The 16,267-nt window shown below is 47.2% G+C and carries 18 protein-coding genes; 14 read left to right on the top strand and 4 right to left on the bottom strand.

The window, feature by feature from the left end; translation table 11 throughout:
- Nucleotides 1–76: 76 nt before the first annotated feature.
- On the bottom strand, nt 77–433 hold the full coding sequence (locus J0X00_RS19435) for a hypothetical protein (RefSeq protein WP_136486473.1): 357 nt from the start codon (nt 431–433) through the stop codon (nt 77–79).
- Between the two features lie 259 nt (nt 434–692).
- Between J0X00_RS19435 and ccoN the strand changes: the two genes are divergently transcribed.
- The 11 genes from ccoN to ttcA all read left to right on the top strand — a co-directional run bounded on the left by ccoN (nt 693) and on the right by ttcA (nt 10,763).
- Nucleotides 693–2,120 carry a cytochrome-c oxidase, cbb3-type subunit I gene (gene ccoN, locus J0X00_RS19440; RefSeq protein WP_136486471.1) on the top strand — a complete coding sequence of 476 codons (1,428 nt, stop codon included), beginning with the start codon at nt 693–695 and terminating at the stop codon, nt 2,118–2,120.
- A gap of 12 nt (nt 2,121–2,132) precedes the next feature.
- Nucleotides 2,133–2,753, top strand: a complete 621-nt coding sequence (gene ccoO / locus J0X00_RS19445) for a cytochrome-c oxidase, cbb3-type subunit II (protein WP_136486469.1) — start codon at nt 2,133–2,135, stop codon at nt 2,751–2,753.
- 9 nt (nt 2,754–2,762) lie between these two features.
- Nucleotides 2,763–2,936: a cbb3-type cytochrome oxidase subunit 3 gene (locus J0X00_RS19450; protein WP_218563102.1), complete on the top strand. Its 174-nt coding sequence runs from the start codon at nt 2,763–2,765 to the stop codon at nt 2,934–2,936.
- The gene (gene ccoP / locus J0X00_RS19455; protein WP_136486465.1) at nt 2,936–3,913 is read left to right on the top strand and encodes a cytochrome-c oxidase, cbb3-type subunit III; all 978 of its coding nucleotides are present in this window, start codon (nt 2,936–2,938) and stop codon (nt 3,911–3,913) included. The genes J0X00_RS19450 and ccoP overlap by 1 nt, the downstream gene beginning before the upstream one ends.
- Nucleotides 3,914–3,996: 83 nt before the next feature.
- Nucleotides 3,997–4,476, top strand: coding sequence for a FixH family protein (locus J0X00_RS19460; protein WP_282477526.1), 480 nt, complete (start codon nt 3,997–3,999; stop codon nt 4,474–4,476).
- A gap of 4 nt (nt 4,477–4,480) precedes the next feature.
- A complete protein-coding gene (locus J0X00_RS19465; protein WP_282477527.1) occupies nt 4,481–6,853 on the top strand; it encodes a heavy metal translocating P-type ATPase in 2,373 nt (790 codons plus the stop codon).
- Entirely contained in the window at nt 6,854–7,093 is a 240-nt protein-coding gene (gene ccoS / locus J0X00_RS19470; RefSeq protein WP_218563099.1) for a cbb3-type cytochrome oxidase assembly protein CcoS, read from the top strand.
- A complete protein-coding gene (locus J0X00_RS19475) occupies nt 7,090–7,764 on the top strand; it encodes a sulfite exporter TauE/SafE family protein (RefSeq protein ID WP_218563098.1) in 675 nt (224 codons plus the stop codon). The genes ccoS and J0X00_RS19475 overlap by 4 nt, the downstream gene beginning before the upstream one ends.
- A 90-nt stretch (nt 7,765–7,854) precedes the next feature.
- Nucleotides 7,855–8,607, top strand: coding sequence for an FNR family transcription factor (locus J0X00_RS19480; RefSeq protein ID WP_136486454.1), 753 nt, complete (start codon nt 7,855–7,857; stop codon nt 8,605–8,607).
- A 135-nt stretch (nt 8,608–8,742) separates the two neighbouring features.
- The gene (gene uspE, locus J0X00_RS19485) at nt 8,743–9,690 is read left to right on the top strand and encodes a universal stress protein UspE (RefSeq protein ID WP_218563097.1); all 948 of its coding nucleotides are present in this window, start codon (nt 8,743–8,745) and stop codon (nt 9,688–9,690) included.
- 140 nt (nt 9,691–9,830) lie between these two features.
- Complete coding sequence (gene ttcA, locus J0X00_RS19490; RefSeq protein ID WP_136486450.1) at nt 9,831–10,763, top strand: tRNA 2-thiocytidine(32) synthetase TtcA; 933 nt, start codon at nt 9,831–9,833, stop codon at nt 10,761–10,763.
- 170 nt (nt 10,764–10,933) lie between these two features.
- On the opposite strand, the gene J0X00_RS19495 is transcribed toward ttcA, so the two are convergent.
- Genes J0X00_RS19495 through J0X00_RS19505 form a run of 3 tightly spaced genes read right to left on the bottom strand, consistent with a single transcriptional unit; the run spans nt 10,934 to nt 13,180 of the window.
- On the bottom strand, nt 10,934–11,596 hold the full coding sequence (locus tag J0X00_RS19495) for a DUF2987 domain-containing protein (RefSeq protein WP_282478324.1): 663 nt from the start codon (nt 11,594–11,596) through the stop codon (nt 10,934–10,936).
- Complete coding sequence (locus tag J0X00_RS19500) at nt 11,596–12,390, bottom strand: glucosaminidase domain-containing protein (RefSeq protein ID WP_136486446.1); 795 nt, start codon at nt 12,388–12,390, stop codon at nt 11,596–11,598. The genes J0X00_RS19495 and J0X00_RS19500 overlap by 1 nt, the downstream gene beginning before the upstream one ends.
- Nucleotides 12,383–13,180: a hypothetical protein gene (locus J0X00_RS19505; RefSeq protein ID WP_136486444.1), complete on the bottom strand. Its 798-nt coding sequence runs from the start codon at nt 13,178–13,180 to the stop codon at nt 12,383–12,385. Before J0X00_RS19505 ends, J0X00_RS19500 begins: the two co-directional genes overlap by 8 nt.
- 352 nt (nt 13,181–13,532) lie before the next feature.
- On the opposite strand from J0X00_RS19505, the gene potA reads away from it, so the two are divergent.
- The 3 genes from potA to potC are packed head-to-tail and all read left to right on the top strand — an operon-like array spanning nt 13,533 to nt 16,259.
- Entirely contained in the window at nt 13,533–14,648 is a 1,116-nt protein-coding gene (gene potA / locus J0X00_RS19510) for a spermidine/putrescine ABC transporter ATP-binding protein PotA (protein WP_136486442.1), read from the top strand.
- Nucleotides 14,632–15,489 carry a spermidine/putrescine ABC transporter permease PotB gene (potB, locus tag J0X00_RS19515; RefSeq protein WP_206208419.1) on the top strand — a complete coding sequence of 286 codons (858 nt, stop codon included), beginning with the start codon at nt 14,632–14,634 and terminating at the stop codon, nt 15,487–15,489. The genes potA and potB overlap by 17 nt, the downstream gene beginning before the upstream one ends.
- Nucleotides 15,489–16,259, top strand: a complete 771-nt coding sequence (potC, locus tag J0X00_RS19520; RefSeq protein ID WP_282477528.1) for a spermidine/putrescine ABC transporter permease PotC — start codon at nt 15,489–15,491, stop codon at nt 16,257–16,259. Before potB ends, potC begins: the two co-directional genes overlap by 1 nt.
- Nucleotides 16,260–16,267 lie beyond the last annotated feature (8 nt).

A 16,267-nucleotide genomic window follows, 5' to 3' on the forward strand; every position in this document is an offset into this window, starting at 1 on the left:
CTTTATACATCAACTTGCGATGATATTAAATTAAATACCCTAATGGAAAGAAATATCTTTTCTATCCTATAACTAATTAATCGCTGATTTCTATCGTTACAGAATCATTAATATTAATTACACCAGTTGTATTGGAATTGTTGTCATAAAATTTTAACTCAATATTTTCGCCCTCGCGGATGATTTTTTGATCCGATGTCACACTCCAATCGGACGGGATCGATTGAATAATATACACACCCTGCTCCGTTTCACTTTTTGTAACAGTTATTTGTCTTCCATCGACAAAAAGTGAACATTGTGGCGTCGCAATGCATTTTTGGGTAGATACATCCTGAAATGTGATCGTTCGCCAAAAAAAAGCCACGGTCAAAATAGCTAATGTGATGACGATTTGAGTCAGTCTGAGCTTAGTGAGCTTTTCAGCTGCCATATTCGTGAGTTCCTCGTGCAACAAACTTCAAAGTTTTGAAATAAAAGGCCAAATCCAGACGGATAGTAAGGTTACTGCGCTGTCATTGAATTGTTAATTGCAGTATAGTTATTGCTTGAAAATGCACCTTTTTTTAAAGCCAACAATAGTGATTAAGGTCATGAAAATGCTTTAATTTTTATTGTTAACTTGGGGCGCATTACGACATATGTCGTGTTGGAAGTAAAGTGTAGTTAATTAGACATTGGAAGCATGCAAAATGAGCCAAGAACAGCAGCTTGAGCAAAACTACAACTATACAGTCGTCCGTCAGTTTACCCTGGTTACCATTCTTTGGGGCATTGTCGGCATGGGTGTGGGTGTTTTGATCGCCGCTCAATTAGTATGGCCACAGCTAAACTTTGATACGCCGTGGTTGACGTACAGTCGCTTACGTCCTCTGCATACTAATGCGGTTATTTTCGCGTTTGGTACCAGTGCACTGTTCGCAACATCTTATTATGTTGTTCAGCGCACCTGTCAAACTCGTCTTTTTGGTGGCGCGCTTGTCCCGTTTACGTTTTGGGGATGGCAAGCAATCATTGTGTCTGCCGCAATTACTCTGCCTTTGGGTTATACCTCAGGTAAAGAATATGCGGAACTTGAATGGCCTATCGATATCGCGATTGCGCTCGTATGGGTCTCTTACGCGGTGGTGTTCTTTGGCACACTGGTCAAGCGTAAGACCTCTCATATTTACGTAGCAAACTGGTTCTTCGGTGCGTTTATTATTACTGTTGCCGTTCTGCATATCGTGAATAGTATGGCTATTCCGGTGTCCATGGGTAAATCGTACTCGATTTATTCCGGTGCTGTCGATGCAATGGTTCAGTGGTGGTACGGCCACAATGCGGTAGGATTCCTTCTTACAGCGGGTTTCCTTGGAATGATGTATTACTTCGTTCCGAAACAAGCTGAGCGTCCTGTTTACTCTTACCGTTTGTCAATCGTTCACTTCTGGGCCCTGATCTCGCTGTACATCTGGGCAGGCCCTCACCATCTACACTACACGGCACTACCAGATTGGACTCAGTCTCTGGGTATGGTGATGTCGCTTGTTCTGTTCGCACCTTCATGGGGCGGCATGATCAACGGTATCATGACCCTGTCCGGAGCATGGCATAAGTTACGTTATGACCCTATTCTGCGATTCCTGATCGTATCACTGTCTTTCTACGGCATGTCGACCTTCGAAGGCCCGATGATGTCAATTAAGACGGTCAATGCTCTGTCTCACTACACTGACTGGACGATTGGTCACGTTCACTCTGGCGCGTTGGGCTGGGTTGCGATGGTTTCGATCGGTTCGGTTTATCACCTGATTCCTCGCCTGTTCGGCCAGGAACGTATGTACTCTATGGGTCTGGTCAATGCTCACTTCTGGCTGGCAACGATCGGTACCGTGTTGTACATCGTCGCGATGTGGATCTCTGGTGTAATGCAAGGCCTGATGTGGCGTGCCGTTAACTCCGACGGCACACTGACTTACAGCTTTGTCGAGTCAGTTCAGGCCTCTTACCCGTTCTATACCATACGCTTTATTGGTGGCTTTATCTTCCTGTCAGGCATGTTCCTGATGGCGTACAACGCGTATAAGACGATTTCTGCACCGAAACATAGCTTGAAAGCTATCCAGCAACCGGCTTAAGGAGATTGAAGAATGAGTTCTAATTCTAATAATCGCCATGAAATTATTGAGCGCAATGTGGGCTTGCTGGCTATTTTCATCGTATTCGCTATTAGTTGGGGCGCCTTAGTTGAGATCACACCGTTGATCTTCCAAAAGCAAACCACTGAGCCGGTAGAAAATCTCAAGCCATATACTGCCCTGCAGCTTGAAGGTCGCGATATCTATATTCGCGAAGGTTGTAACGTTTGTCATAGTCAGATGATTCGTCCTTTCCGCTCTGAGACAGAGCGTTATGGTCACTACTCGGTGGCGGGTGAAAGTGTATGGGAGCATCCGTTCTTATGGGGCTCTAAGCGTACTGGTCCGGATTTGGCGCGTGTGGGCGGTCGTTACTCGGATGAGTGGCACCGCGTGCACCTGATGGATCCGCGTGAACTGGTATCTCAGTCTAACATGCCGGGCTTCCCGTGGTTGGCAGACAACCTACTGGATGGACAATACACCCAGAAGAAAATGGAAGTCTTCCGTAATCAGTTTGGTGTGCCATACACAGACGAACAAATCGCGAATGCGGCAAAAGATGTCGAGGGTAAATCGGAGATGGATGCCATCATCGCCTACCTTCAGTCTCTTGGTCACGCAATGAAATAAGGGGTAATTATGGATATCGGTACTATTCACAGTATTTGGACCATAGTGCTATTTGTCTGCTTTATCGGCGTTGTTTGGTGGGCTTACGGAAAAAAACGTAAGGCTCGCTTTGATGAAGCAGCCAATCTGATTTTTGCTGATGAACAGCAGCCCCCTGCAAAAAAACAAGGAGTGACTAAGTAATGACTACATTCTGGAGTCTTTGGATTACTGTCATCACACTCGGAACCCTGTTTGGCTGTGCTTTCCTGCTCTTTTGGTGTCTTAAAGACAAAATGGGCGTGGAAGAAGGCGTTGATATGGGGCACGAGTACGACGGTATTCGCGAAATCAACAACCCACTACCAAAATGGTGGACTTATCTGTTTATCAGCACATTCATATTTGCGGCGATATACCTGACTCTCTATCCGGGTTTGGGTAGCTTCAAAGGTGTTTTGGGCTGGCAGAGTTCAGATCAGCGCGTTCGCACTCTTGAAGAGTCTAAAGCGTCGATTGCGGCGGCCCAGGAAAGCAAAACGCTGGTGCAGTATGCAAAAGAGCTCGATGACGCCGATGCGTACTTTGGTGAAGCGTTTAAACGTTTGGCTTATCAGGAAGGCGGCTCTGAATTACGTCCGATTCCAGATATTGCCGCTGATCCGGATGCGCTCAAAGTTGGCCAGCGTCTGTTCCTACAGAACTGCTCCCAGTGTCATGCTTCCGACGCGCGCGGTCAAACCGGCTTCCCTAACCTGACTGACAATGCGTGGTTGTATGGCGGTGAGCCTGCTGCGATCGTGACTACGATTCGTCATGGCCGTATCGGTCAGATGCCAGCTTGGAAAGATGCATTGGGCGAACAAGGTGTACAGGAAGTGGTGAGCTATGCGCTGAGCCTTTCTGGTCGTTCTGTGAATGCTCGTGAAGCTGAAGCTGGTAAAGCACGCTTCGTGGTCTGTGCAGCTTGTCATGGTACAGACGGTAAAGGTAACCCGGCTGTCGGCGCTCCGGATCTAACTGACCAGGATTGGTTATTTGGAGACTCGCGCGCAGCAGTGACAGAAACGGTCATGAATGGTCGTTCTGGTGTTATGCCAGCCTGGTTGGATATCTTAGGTGAAGATAAGGTGCAGTTAGTTGCTGCTTATGTCTGGAGCCTGAGTAATTCCGACCAATAAGTAACAACACATCACAGCCCCTTTTCAAGGGGCTGTCTTTCTCTTAAGTTATTACTTTCCCTTACGTTGTAGAGAACTTTTTTATGGTAAAGCCTTGGTATAAACAATTCTGGCCGTGGTTTCTGATTATCCTTCCTCTTACGGTTGTTATCTGGACTGTCATTACTGTTATCATTTTTTCCAATAACTCCGTATCCCTGGTCACTGAGGATTACTATAAAAAAGGCAAAGGCATTAATGTCGATCTCAGCAAGATTCAGGTTGCCAAACAACTGGGCCTTAATGCGTCGGTATACTCCGACGGCAGCGATATTGTCATCGAGCTGAATAAAGGTCAGCTGGAACATTTCCCGGCATTGCAAGCGATGTTTGCCCACCGAACCCTGCCAGACCGTGATTTTTCAATACTGCTGACTTCAGATGCGAAGGGTCGCTATCGTATTAAACGTGACAGTGAACTACAGGGACCGTGGTTTATTGAATTAACACCGCATAACAGCGAGTGGCTGGTCCAGGGACGAGTGACGTTCCCTTCCGCATCGCCTACCCAGTTAATGAATTAATGCTATGAGTCATTCGTGTTATCACTGCGGTGAAGATGTCCCGGCGGGCACGGACTTTAAAGTCGAGATTCTTGGTGAGCAACGTGACATGTGTTGCCCCGGATGTCAGACCGTGGCCGAAACGATTGTTACCAGCGGCCTGGTTTCGTATTACCAGTTCCGCACCGCGCCGGCCGAAAAAGTGGATTTGGTACCGGAGCAATTGCAGGCACTGATCCATTACGACAACAGCGATGTTCAGGCAGAATTCGTACGTGATGATGGCGATCATAAAGAAGTGACATTGTCACTAGATGGTGTCTCTTGCGCTGCCTGCGCCTGGTTGATTGAAAAGCAACTTAACAGCGAAACCGGTGTGACGACGATTCGGGTCAATACCACCACTAATCGGGCTCTGCTGTGCTGGGATGACTCAAAAACTAAGCTCAGCCGTATTCTGAACCGGATTCACCAGTTGGGTTATAAAGCCGCCCCGTTTGAGGCCGATCAACAGGAGGCGTTTTATCACGCCACGATGAAACAGTATCTTTATCGTCTTGGTATTGCCGGACTGGCAACCATGCAGGTCATGATGCTGGCTGTTGCGCTTTATCTTGAAGCGTTTGGCGATCTCGACCCGGAATTCAAAAACTACTTTCGTTGGGTCAGTCTGATTTTTGCCACTCCTGTGCTGCTTTACTCTGCCTTGCCATTTTATCTCAATGCCTGGCGCAGTCTTCGTGGCCGTACTCTGGGCATGGATGTCCCTGTCTCAATCGCGTTGATATTTGCTTATGTGGCCAGTCTCATCGCTACGGTCACCCGGCAAGGAGAAGTATTCTTTGAGTCTATCTCCATGTTTACCTTCTTTCTGTTGGTTGGCCGCTTTCTGGAAATGCGTGCGCGGCGTAAAGCCGCGGCCGCGAGCGGGAATCTGCTTAAACTGATACCGGCTATCGCCAATCGGCTTGATGGGGAACAGGTTCCGGTAAAAACGCTGCAACCCGGCGAGCAAATTCGGGTTTTACCCGGTGAGCATATCCCGGCTGACGGAAAAATCCTCACCAGCCGCATCCACGTTGACGAGTCCATGTTGACCGGTGAATCACTCCCGGTGGTAAAACAGCCTGGTGATTCGGTCTTTGCCGGCACGCTCAATGGTGAAGAGGCGTTTGAACTGGAAGTGACCGCGACAAAAAATGATTCCGTGATCTCGAATATTGTGCGCTTGCAGGACGCCGCGCAGTCATCGAAACCCAGAATTGCGGAGCTCGCCGACATCGTCGCGCGCTATTTCGTTGCGATTATTTTACTGATTGCGGCGGCAACCTGGTTATTCTGGCATCAGGCTCATCCCGAGGATGCGTTTTGGATCATGTTATCGGTTCTGGTAGCGACCTGTCCGTGTGCCCTGTCACTGGCGACACCCACCGCCTTGACCTGCGCGACTTCCCGCATGGGAGGCTTTGGTCTTTTACTGCGTAAAAGCCATGTATTTGAAACCCTGTGTAAGGTCAATCATCTGGTCGTCGATAAAACCGGCACCCTGACTCGGGGTAAAATTGAGCTGCGTGATACCCGCGTGTATTCGGACTGGTCACAACAGCAGTGCCTGGCGATTGCGGCCGCGCTAGAGCAACACGCGAATCATCCGCTGGCCACAGCATTCCATCCTTACCGCGATGAGAACGTTACTGTCACTGGCGTCGGTAATGTCATTGGCTCAGGACTGCAAGGTCTGTTTGATGGCCAGCCAGTCGCCATTGGTAACGCCCGTTTTGTCCTCGGCACTGACAATCACCAGGACGTAAATGCGGTTTATCTGGCGATTAACGGTGAACATGCCGCGACCTTCTATTACCAGGATCCGATTCGTAAAGAGGCCGGTCCGTTTATCGAGCAACTCCATCAGGCAGGCATCAAAATCACTCTGTTAACCGGTGATTCTCAGGCTAATGCGGCACTTGTTGCCGATCAACTAGGGATTGATCAGGTGATATCGGGGGCGAAACCTGAAGATAAACTAGCCAGCCTGAATCAGATAAATCTGCATGATATCACCATGATGGTCGGAGATGGCATCAACGATGCGCCGACTCTGGCCGGCGCGCACATCTCTGTAGCGATGGGAGGAGGGACTGATGTCGCCAAAGCGTCTGCAGACATGGTGTTACTGGGCGACAAACTGGATAAGTTACTTGAAGCGCGCAAACTGGCCATACAGACCCGGCGTGTCATTCGCGAAAACCTGGCCTGGTCGTTAGGTTACAATCTGTTAATTCTGCCCTTAGCGGTTGCGGGGTTGGTCGCACCTTATATCGCGGTTGTGGGTATGTCTGCCAGTTCGATTATAGTAGTATCCAATTCGCTGCGCTTATTAAAAGATTCAGGTAAGTAAATGGAAAGTTTGTATATATTAATTCCTATCGCCATTGTGCTGGTTTGTGTGGCAGTGGCAATATTTCTTTGGGCGGTTAAAAGTGAACAATTTGAAGATTTAGAACGCCAGGGACACAATATTTTATTTGAAGATGAACAAGAAACACATTCTTCTACAGTTAATGCCTCGCCACCACTTTCTCACCAGAAAAAAACATCCGCCTGCGCAAAACAGGGACAAGATGAGGATAAACAATGACGCCGGACTTTCTCGGTGCATTTGTGATCGGGTTACTCGGTGCCGGTCACTGTATGGGGATGTGTGGTGGCATCGCTTCCCTACTGACTCTCAATCAGGCCGGCAGACAGGCCACTCCGTTACTGTTATATAATGCAGGCCGAATCCTGAGTTATATGCTGTTTGGTGCCATCATCGGCGGTCTCGTCGCATCCTTATCTACCCTGGCAGCTCTGAATCATGTTTTGGTATGGCTTCGCCTGTTGGCGGCACTGCTTATGATCGGTCTTGGTCTGTATGTCGGGCGTTGGTGGTTTGGTATTCTGAAACTGGAACGGCTTGGACAATCTGTATGGAAACACATTTCTCCGGCCGGCACAGCGCTGTTACCACTCAAAAAAAGCTGGTACGCTCTACCCTTCGGTTTTATCTGGGGTTGGCTGCCGTGTGGTTTAGTTTATTCCATTTTGACCTGGGCCGCGGTTTCTGGTGGATTTTTGCAGGGCGCATTAATCATGGGGGCCTTTGGATTAGGTACTTTGCCCGCGATGTTATTGGTCGGATTTGGTGCAACAAAAATAAAACAGTTGCAACAGTCTAAAATATTTCGTCATATAGCGGCAGTATTTATTATCACTTATGGTTTTTATACCGGCTACGGTGCCATAAATATGCTGATTACCTTAATTTAGGTGATTGATTTAGCTATACGTTTATTTTATCTATCCTTTGCGATTGAGGGATGCTAAAATATTGATGTATATCAAATAGTGAAGGTTGTTATGATTTCTGAAAAGCATGCTGCAAAACGCGTTCAATCCGGTGGTTGTGCCATTCACTGTCAAGACTGCAGTATTAGTCAGCTTTGCATCCCATTTACTCTGAATGAAGCAGAGTTGGATCAGCTTGACCAGATCATCGAGCGTAAGAAGCCCATTCAAAAAGGTCAGGAACTGTTTAAAGCTGGCGACGATTTGCGTTCTTTGTACGCGATTCGTTCAGGTACAATCAAAAGCTACACCATTACAGAGCAAGGTGATGAGCAGATCACTGCATTCCACCTGGCTGGTGATTTAGTCGGTTTTGACGCGATTACTGAAGATTCTCACCCTAGCTTCGCTCAGGCGCTGGAAACATCCATGGTGTGTGAGATCCCTTACGAGATTCTTGATGACCTGTCAGGTAAAATGCCGAAACTGCGTCAACAAATCATGCGCCTGATGAGTAATGAAATCAAAGGTGACCAGGAGATGATCCTGCTGCTATCGAAGAAAAACGCTGAAGAGCGTCTGGCAGCCTTCCTATACAACCTGTCGACTCGTTTCTCGCAACGTGGCTTCAGCCCGCGTGAGTTTCGTCTGACGATGACACGTGGTGATATTGGTAACTACCTTGGCCTGACGGTCGAAACGATCAGTCGCCTGCTGGGTCGCTTCCAGAAATCAGAGATCCTGAGTGTGAAAGGTAAATACATCACTATTCTGAATCATGATGCCCTGAAAGAACTGGCTGGCGTATCTTCAGATTCTAAGTAATAAAATCAATGATGTAGCTCTTTAATGAGCTACATCATACTTCTCCCACTTTCCTGTCTAAATTTCTTCAACCTCTCTGTTCAAGTGCGCTAAAGTAAATCTAAGAAGTCTCCTCACTCAATAAGGAGTTTTGTTATGAGTATCTATAACAAGATCTTAGTTGTCGCTGACATCAATCACGATGAACAGCCTGCTCTTGCCCGCGCTATGCAACTCGCCGCAAAAAGTAAGTCGCAAAGCCGTGTTACCTTCTTCCTTTCTATCTATGACTTTTCCTATGACATGACATCGATGCTTTCAATAGATGAACGGGATGCTATGCGCAGAGGTGTGATTCATCAGCGCGAACAGTGGATGCACAAAGTCGCCCAACCTTATGTTAACGATTCGGTAATCTTTGAAGTCAAAGTGGTGTGGCATAATCGCCCTTATGAAGCGATTATTGGCGAAGTCTTTGCTGGCGAACACGATATTCTGATCAAAGGTACCCGTAAACACGATGCGTTGGAGTCAGTTATCTTCACGCCTACCGACTGGCATCTGCTGCGCAAGTGCCCGACTCCCGTGTTGTTGGTGAAAAATGCTGAGTGGCCTCTGGATGCTAATATCATCGCATCGGTACATGTTGGTTCAGAAGTCGAGGCTCATCTCGATTTGAACGATATCATGGTTGATCAGTTGCTGAACCTGACCTCACGGCTTGGTGCGACGCCTTATCTGGTAAATGCTTATCCGCTTACGCCAGCAAACATCACCATTGAGCTGCCGGAGTTTGACCCGACGACATATACCGATGCCGTACGCGGCCATCATCTCACATCGATGAAGGCTCTGCGCCAGAAACATGGTATTGATGAAGAGCACACGATTGTCGAACAAGGCTTACCGGAAGATGTCATTCCCAAGGCAGCAGAAGAACTGCATGCCGCGATGGTGATTCTGGGTACGACCGGTCGCACCGGCTTATCAGCGGTATTTATCGGCAACACGGCGGAACAAGTGATCGACAAAATTAACTGTGACGTTCTGGCCTTGAAACCGCGCGGTTATATCAGCCCGTTGGATCCTACCCACGCCAGTTAATCTACATCTCGCTGCATAATCCGAAATCCTCAGGTTTCCCTGAGGATTTTTGCTTTCAGGTTCCGATAGCACTAGCATCTGACAAATTTATCCGTATCATACGCACTTCATTTTGTTTTGAAGATTAAGACCGCAAGCTGATGACAGAGCAAACCCAAGAGTTGACCAAAGCTCAACAATACAATTTCAACAAATTGCAAAAGCGCATTCGTCGCAATACAGGTCAGGCGATTGCTGACTTCAACATGATTGAAGATGGTGACCGCATCATGGTGTGTTTATCCGGAGGTAAAGACAGTTTTACCATGCTGGATATTCTGATGAGCTTACAAAAAAGTGCGCCGGTCTCTTTCGAGCTGATTGCTGTTAACCTCGACCAAAAACAACCAGGCTTCCCTGAGCATATTCTGCCGGAATATCTGCAGGAACTGGGTGTTGAGTACAAGATTGTTGAAGAAGACACCTACTCGATTGTTCAAGACAAAGTACCGGAAGGGAAAACGACTTGTGCTCTGTGCTCACGTCTGCGCCGCGGTATTTTATACCGCACCGCAAAAGAGCTGGGTGCAACCAAAATCGCTTTGGGCCACCACCGCGATGATATCCTCGAAACCCTGTTTCTGAACATGTTTTACGGCGGCAAGATGAAAGGCATGCCACCAAAACTGGTGTCTGACAACGGCGAGCACGTTGTGATTCGTCCACTGGCCTATTGCCGTGAAAAAGACATCATTAAATATTCTGAACTACGTGGCTACCCGATTATCCCATGTAACCTGTGCGGCTCTCAGCCAAATATGCAGCGTCAGAACATTAAGCAAATGTTAAACGGCTGGGACAAACAGTTCCCGGGTCGTATTGAAACCATGTTCCGCGCAATGCAAAACGTAGTGCCTAGCCACCTGGCGGACTTCGATCTGTTTGACTTCAAATCGATCAACAGTGAATCTGGCGTTATCAATGGCGGAGATATCGGCTTTGATAAAGAAGACATGCCGGTACAACAGGTTGAAGATGAAGATTTAGTGATGGAATTTGATCCAAGCCTGAAGCTGGATGTCACTAATATCTGATTCCGTAAACGGAACATCAGATTTAGCATTCTGATGAATGGAAAAGGCTGCGAATGCAGCCTTTTTTGTCGAAAAATTTTATAAATCAACCTGATGATAAGCCGAGTTCAGTTCACTTGACCTGACATGTACTCATTCAGACTGACCTCAACAGTAACCACTTTGTGGCTTCACTTTTGAGCTTTAGGTAAGTACGGTAATACCCGCTGGGTCATTTGCGGCAATTCCATCCACCCTTCTTCCCCAATCTGCTCAAGTCCGACCTGCGCTTTACCGTTAACAATCGGCACCACGCCACCATCACTCAGTTGGATTTCACTGTTGAGGTGATTGGCAAACTCGAGCGTTAATCCGCTAACATCTGGCGTAAACCAACTGGCAAACATGCCACCTAAGTCTTCCAACATGCTCTGCATTTGCGGCAGCAAAGATTCAATTTCACTGTAACTGACACGGCCCTGGAGCGGCTGTTTGGTCATGACAACCATCGAAAAATCACAACGTTGGTCATTGGGTGTGTCGACAAACACCAAAGGATTCGCCTGGCGTAAGTTGTTATCCAACGGAACAATCAATTCATTAATCGCGGAAGGATGAAGTTCTTCATAGTGCGCTTCTTTCTCCATCCAGGCCTTGTCTATGCGACAGAGCGTTTTGTTATCCGCATTGACGAAGAAAAATCCCACTTTGACATCTTTGTGATCATCTTCGACGTTATTTTTCATTTGTGAAAAGAGCTTGGAATAAGTGAACATATATTCCTGAGCCCAGCTCGTAACCGGGATACTGCTACAGAACCCGGCCAGGAGAATAGTAGATATGGATTTTTTGATCATTCGCTTTGCCAGTAAGTCTCATTGTGGCGAATCATGGTCTGCAAATCGGTCACATAATCCGCTCCGCGTTCAGAGTACTTCAGCAAGCCTTGGGTTAAAGCCTCAGCGGTATCTGTGCTGAGCAAATCCTGCTCTTGCTGACGCAGCTGCTGACGAATTTTACGCAGCTCATAATATGCCGCGTTGCGGTTGACGTTCATAAAGTAGCGGTGAATCGATTCCTGCACCGATCTGAACTTAGCGACTTCGTGGGTCATGCCTTCCTGACGAGCCAAAGGCACTAATCCGCAGCCTTTAGAGTAACACCATTGACCAAAATAGTTATTACCTTCCACTGCAAAGCGTGATGTCCCCCAGGCAGATTCATTCGCCGCCTGGGTCAGCACCAACGCAGGTGGTAACACATCCACCCGGCGTTGCATGACACTCAGCCACTTCGCAGTGACTTTGTTGTCATTCATGTCCACTTTATATAGTGATGCCAAGTGCTTCGCATCCTGCTTATCTTTGGTGGTGACATTATTCTGATCGAAGTGGGTCTGGATACGTTTCAGAGTTTTTCGTTCTTTCACTATTCGGGCATTTTCCAGTTCAATACCCGGTTTAAGATAAGAGAAAAACGACTGCTTTTTCTCTGTCACATTACTGATTGCACTAAAATCCGGCGCATCACTGACGGCCTGTCCCGAATTTACCGACATCTCGACGGTGTCGCTCTCATGTTGCTTGACGTAATAAACGCTGCAACTGGCGATGAGAACAACGGTCAATAAAGCAAGAATCTTACGCATCAAACACCTGTGGATTCTGGTTCTGGTCATCGTCGCTATGATTAGAGGCAACGATCTTTAAACGGATACCAAACATGTTACGGTAAATAATACCTTTAACATGGAAGAAAAATGGTAACACAAAGACAAGGCCAATACCGTAGAACAACACGGCAGCGATAAACATCATCATCATCAGCGCATAAATCACCGCCAGTTGTAACAGCTTTTTGTTTACCGCACGCAGTGACAACCACAGCGATTGAAGCGGAGATATGTGCTTCTCACAAATCAGCAGCACTGAGTTGCTAAAAGCAAGAGAAATATACATAGACAGGATTGGAAACAACGCACTGGCAATACCCTGCAGCATCAATCCACACAGCGTGGCAATAATAACAGGTACAGTAAACTGCAGCCCTTTACTGATATGACGTGTTTTCGTCGCCAAACCAGCAGCATGACTCATCGCCATCAGTGACACCCCTGCATAGATCGGCGCGCTGACAACTTCGTAACTGAAATTCGCGATAAAAATAGCCTGCCCCAGCCCTTCCGGGAACTCGGCTTGCCCGGTGAAAACATCGCTAATAATCGAAAGATCACCAATTTGTAGCTTAAGTGCGATGAAAAATATGGCAAGTTGAGCCACAATCAGCATGACAATCGCAGGTGAAAAAGAAAGAAAATGCTTGATGGTGTGGCTCCAGGCTTCCTTGAGTACATCACCGATTTTCAGTTGATACTGGCCCGACAGAGCTTGCTCAACCGTTCCCCCTAAATTGAAATCTCTTTCGATATCATTGTTCATAATTGGCCCTAGATTGGCTTGCTAAAACACGAGTCAACATAATAAATCAGCAAGTCAGATACATTTTTTAGTCATTATACTGAAATGCTACAGAGTCTAAACTCTGAGTAACAAATGAGTGTTGCTTTCTGTACATTATGGTTGATAATTAACCGTTTGAAAGCATTCAAAGTTCACGCAAAGCCTATGGTAATTAATCTTTACTTTTAGGTGCAAAATTTTTTCTGTTTCAGAATAAGAAAACACTTTGATTTCGTAGTTTTGATGATTATGATTCGGCGATTATGAGCCTATGCATATAGAGCATTTCTCAATGAGCAATCCTTGGTTTTAATAGGGAGAAAAACAGACGTTGAACGAACGACATTCAGTAGATACACCAGTTATCCGTCTATCTGGTATAAGCAAGAGTTTTGATGGCAAAGAGATCATCAGTGAGTTCAATCTTGATGTGAATCACGGTGAATTCCTGACGATTCTGGGCCCGTCAGGATGTGGTAAAACAACCGTACTTCGGATAATCGCAGGTTTTGAAACAGCAGATGCTGGGCAAATTCTACTGGATAATCAAGATGTCACGTCGGTTCCTGCAGAGCAAAGACACGTAAATACCGTGTTCCAGAGCTACGCTCTGTTCCCGCATATGACGGTATTTGAAAACGTCGCCTTTGGTCTGCGCATGCAAAAAGTGCCTTCTGCAGACATTGAACCGCGTGTAATGGAAGCGCTGAAGATGGTTCGTCTGGCAGAAATGGCGCAGCGTAAACCTCATCAGCTTTCTGGTGGTCAGCAGCAACGTATCGCGATTGCCCGAGCTGTGGTGAACAAACCTAAAGTTCTGCTGCTTGATGAATCACTGTCGGCACTGGACTACAAACTTCGCAAACAGATGCAAACCGAGCTGAAGCAACTGCAACGTCAGCTGGGCATCACCTTCATTTTCGTGACCCACGACCAGGAAGAAGCCCTGTCGATGTCTGATCGTATCATCGTGATGCGTGATGGTGTCATCGAACAAGACGGCTCGCCGCGTGAAATTTATGAAGAACCGAAGAACTTGTTTGTGGCTCGCTTTATCGGCGAAATTAACGTGTTTAACACTGTGATGCGGGAACGCCTGGATGACAAACGTGTACGCGTTGAGATTGAAGGCGTTGACTCTGTGGTTTATTTCGATCAACCGGTCAATAACGGTACTAAGCTGCAGGTTCTGCTGCGTCCGGAAGATTTGCGTATCGAAGAAATCAAAGAATCGGAGTCAAACGGCATTGTTGGTCATATCACCGATCGTACCTACAAAGGTATGACGCTGGAATCCATGGTCGAACTCGAATCCGGCATGCGAGTGCTGGTAAGCGAATTCTTTAACGAAGACGATCCGGACGTGGACCACTCCATCGGTCAGAAAGTCGCGATCACTTGGGTTGAAAGCTGGGAGGTGGTACTCAATGATGAGCAAAAAGTTTAATCTTCAGAACGCGATTATCACCTTAATCGTCGGCTGGTTGGTGCTGTTTGTACTCATCCCTAACCTGATGATTATCGGTACCAGTTTTCTGACTCGTGATGAAGCCAATCTAATCGATATGACTTTCACGTTAGATAACTATGCCCGCTTGCTGGATCCCCTGTATGGCAAAGTGATGCTGCATTCGTTTTATATGGCGATTGTGGCAACGATTCTTTGTCTGATCATCGGTTACCCGTTTGCGTACATTGTTGCGAAGATGCCGCCGAACTGGCGCCCAATTATGTTGTTTCTGGTCATCGTGCCATTCTGGACCAACTCGTTAATTCGTACTTATGGTCTGAAAATTGTGCTTGGGACCCAGGGCATTTTAAACAAAGCGCTGATTGGCATTGGTTTGATCGATGCTCCGTTACGTCTTATGTATACCGAAACCGCAGTGATGATTGGCCTGGTTTACATTTTGCTGCCGTTTATGATTTTGCCGCTTTACTCCGCTATCGAGAAACTCGACGGCACATACATTGAAGCAGCGCGAGATCTGGGAGCAAATAAACTGCAGACCCTGACCAAGGTCATTCTGCCGCTGACCATGCCTGGCATCATCGGTGGTTGTCTACTGGTTCTGCTGCCTGCGCTGGGTATGTTCTACATCGCCGACCTGCTGGGTGGTGCGAAGAACCTGCTGATTGGTAACGTGATTAAGAGCCAGGTGCTCAATGCTCGTGACTGGCCATTTGGTGCGGCGACCAGTATCGCCCTGACACTGGCAATGGCGGTCATGCTTTACGCTTACTACCGTGCCGGTAAATTGTTGAATAAGAAAGTGGAGCTAGACTAATGGGTAAGACAGTTAGATTTAGCTTTATGAGCTTGGTGTACTTGTTCCTGTATTTGCCAATTATCGTATTGATTGCTAACTCTTTTAATGACAATAAATTCGGCATTAAATGGGGAGGCTTTACCACCAAGTGGTACCATGCATTAGTCGCTAACGACAGTTTGATGCAAGCCGCCTGGCACTCGCTGAATGTGGCCGTGTTTTCCGCCACTGCAGCAACGCTGATTGGCAGCTTGACGGCAGTGGCCCTATTCCGTTACCAGTTCAAGGGTAAAGGGCTGGTCAACGGCATGTTGTTTGTCGTCATGATGTCTCCGGATATCGTGATGGCAATTGCGCTGTTAGCGCTGTTTTTGGTACTGGGTGCGAATCTGGGGTTCTTTACCCTGCTGATTGCACACATTACGTTCTGTTTACCGTTTGTTGTGGTGACTGTTTACAGTCGCCTCAACGGGTTTGATGTCCAGATGCTGGAAGCGGCCAAGGATCTGGGCGCCAGCGAATGGGTAATTCTGAAAAAGATTATCCTGCCTTTGGCCAAACCTGCCGTTGCGGCTGGCTGGCTGCTGAGCTTCACGCTGTCACTGGATGACGTGATTATCAGTTCATTTGTCACCGGCCCAACTTATGAGATCCTGCCACTTAAGATCTATTCAATGGTCAAAGTCGGTATCTCACCAGAAGTCAACGCACTTGCAACGGTCATGCTGATTGTGTCTCTTGCGTTGGTAATTCTTTCCCAGGTTCTGACCCGGGAAAAAGTCAAGTAAAAGCACCG

Origin of the sequence: Vibrio sp. ABG19 (assembly GCF_029962385.1) — a bacterium.
Lineage (GTDB): Bacteria > Pseudomonadota > Gammaproteobacteria > Enterobacterales > Vibrionaceae > Vibrio > Vibrio ostreae.

What these genes read in the sequence shown, in the direction of transcription:
- J0X00_RS19435 (WP_136486473.1), bottom strand. Translation starts at nt 433, where the DNA reads ATGGCAGCTGAAAAGCTCACTAAGCTCAGACTGACTCAAATCGTCATC.
- ccoN (WP_136486471.1), top strand. Translation starts at nt 693, where the DNA reads ATGAGCCAAGAACAGCAGCTTGAGCAAAACTACAACTATACAGTCGTC.
- ccoO (WP_136486469.1), top strand. Translation starts at nt 2,133, where the DNA reads ATGAGTTCTAATTCTAATAATCGCCATGAAATTATTGAGCGCAATGTG.
- J0X00_RS19450 (WP_218563102.1), top strand. Translation starts at nt 2,763, where the DNA reads ATGGATATCGGTACTATTCACAGTATTTGGACCATAGTGCTATTTGTC.
- ccoP (WP_136486465.1), top strand. Translation starts at nt 2,936, where the DNA reads ATGACTACATTCTGGAGTCTTTGGATTACTGTCATCACACTCGGAACC.
- J0X00_RS19460 (WP_282477526.1), top strand. Translation starts at nt 3,997, where the DNA reads ATGGTAAAGCCTTGGTATAAACAATTCTGGCCGTGGTTTCTGATTATC.
- J0X00_RS19465 (WP_282477527.1), top strand. Translation starts at nt 4,481, where the DNA reads ATGAGTCATTCGTGTTATCACTGCGGTGAAGATGTCCCGGCGGGCACG.
- ccoS (WP_218563099.1), top strand. Translation starts at nt 6,854, where the DNA reads ATGGAAAGTTTGTATATATTAATTCCTATCGCCATTGTGCTGGTTTGT.
- J0X00_RS19475 (WP_218563098.1), top strand. Translation starts at nt 7,090, where the DNA reads ATGACGCCGGACTTTCTCGGTGCATTTGTGATCGGGTTACTCGGTGCC.
- J0X00_RS19480 (WP_136486454.1), top strand. Translation starts at nt 7,855, where the DNA reads ATGATTTCTGAAAAGCATGCTGCAAAACGCGTTCAATCCGGTGGTTGT.
- uspE (WP_218563097.1), top strand. Translation starts at nt 8,743, where the DNA reads ATGAGTATCTATAACAAGATCTTAGTTGTCGCTGACATCAATCACGAT.
- ttcA (WP_136486450.1), top strand. Translation starts at nt 9,831, where the DNA reads ATGACAGAGCAAACCCAAGAGTTGACCAAAGCTCAACAATACAATTTC.
- J0X00_RS19500 (WP_136486446.1), bottom strand. Translation starts at nt 12,390, where the DNA reads ATGCGTAAGATTCTTGCTTTATTGACCGTTGTTCTCATCGCCAGTTGC.
- J0X00_RS19505 (WP_136486444.1), bottom strand. Translation starts at nt 13,180, where the DNA reads ATGAACAATGATATCGAAAGAGATTTCAATTTAGGGGGAACGGTTGAG.
- potB (WP_206208419.1), top strand. Translation starts at nt 14,632, where the DNA reads ATGAGCAAAAAGTTTAATCTTCAGAACGCGATTATCACCTTAATCGTC.
- potC (WP_282477528.1), top strand. Translation starts at nt 15,489, where the DNA reads ATGGGTAAGACAGTTAGATTTAGCTTTATGAGCTTGGTGTACTTGTTC.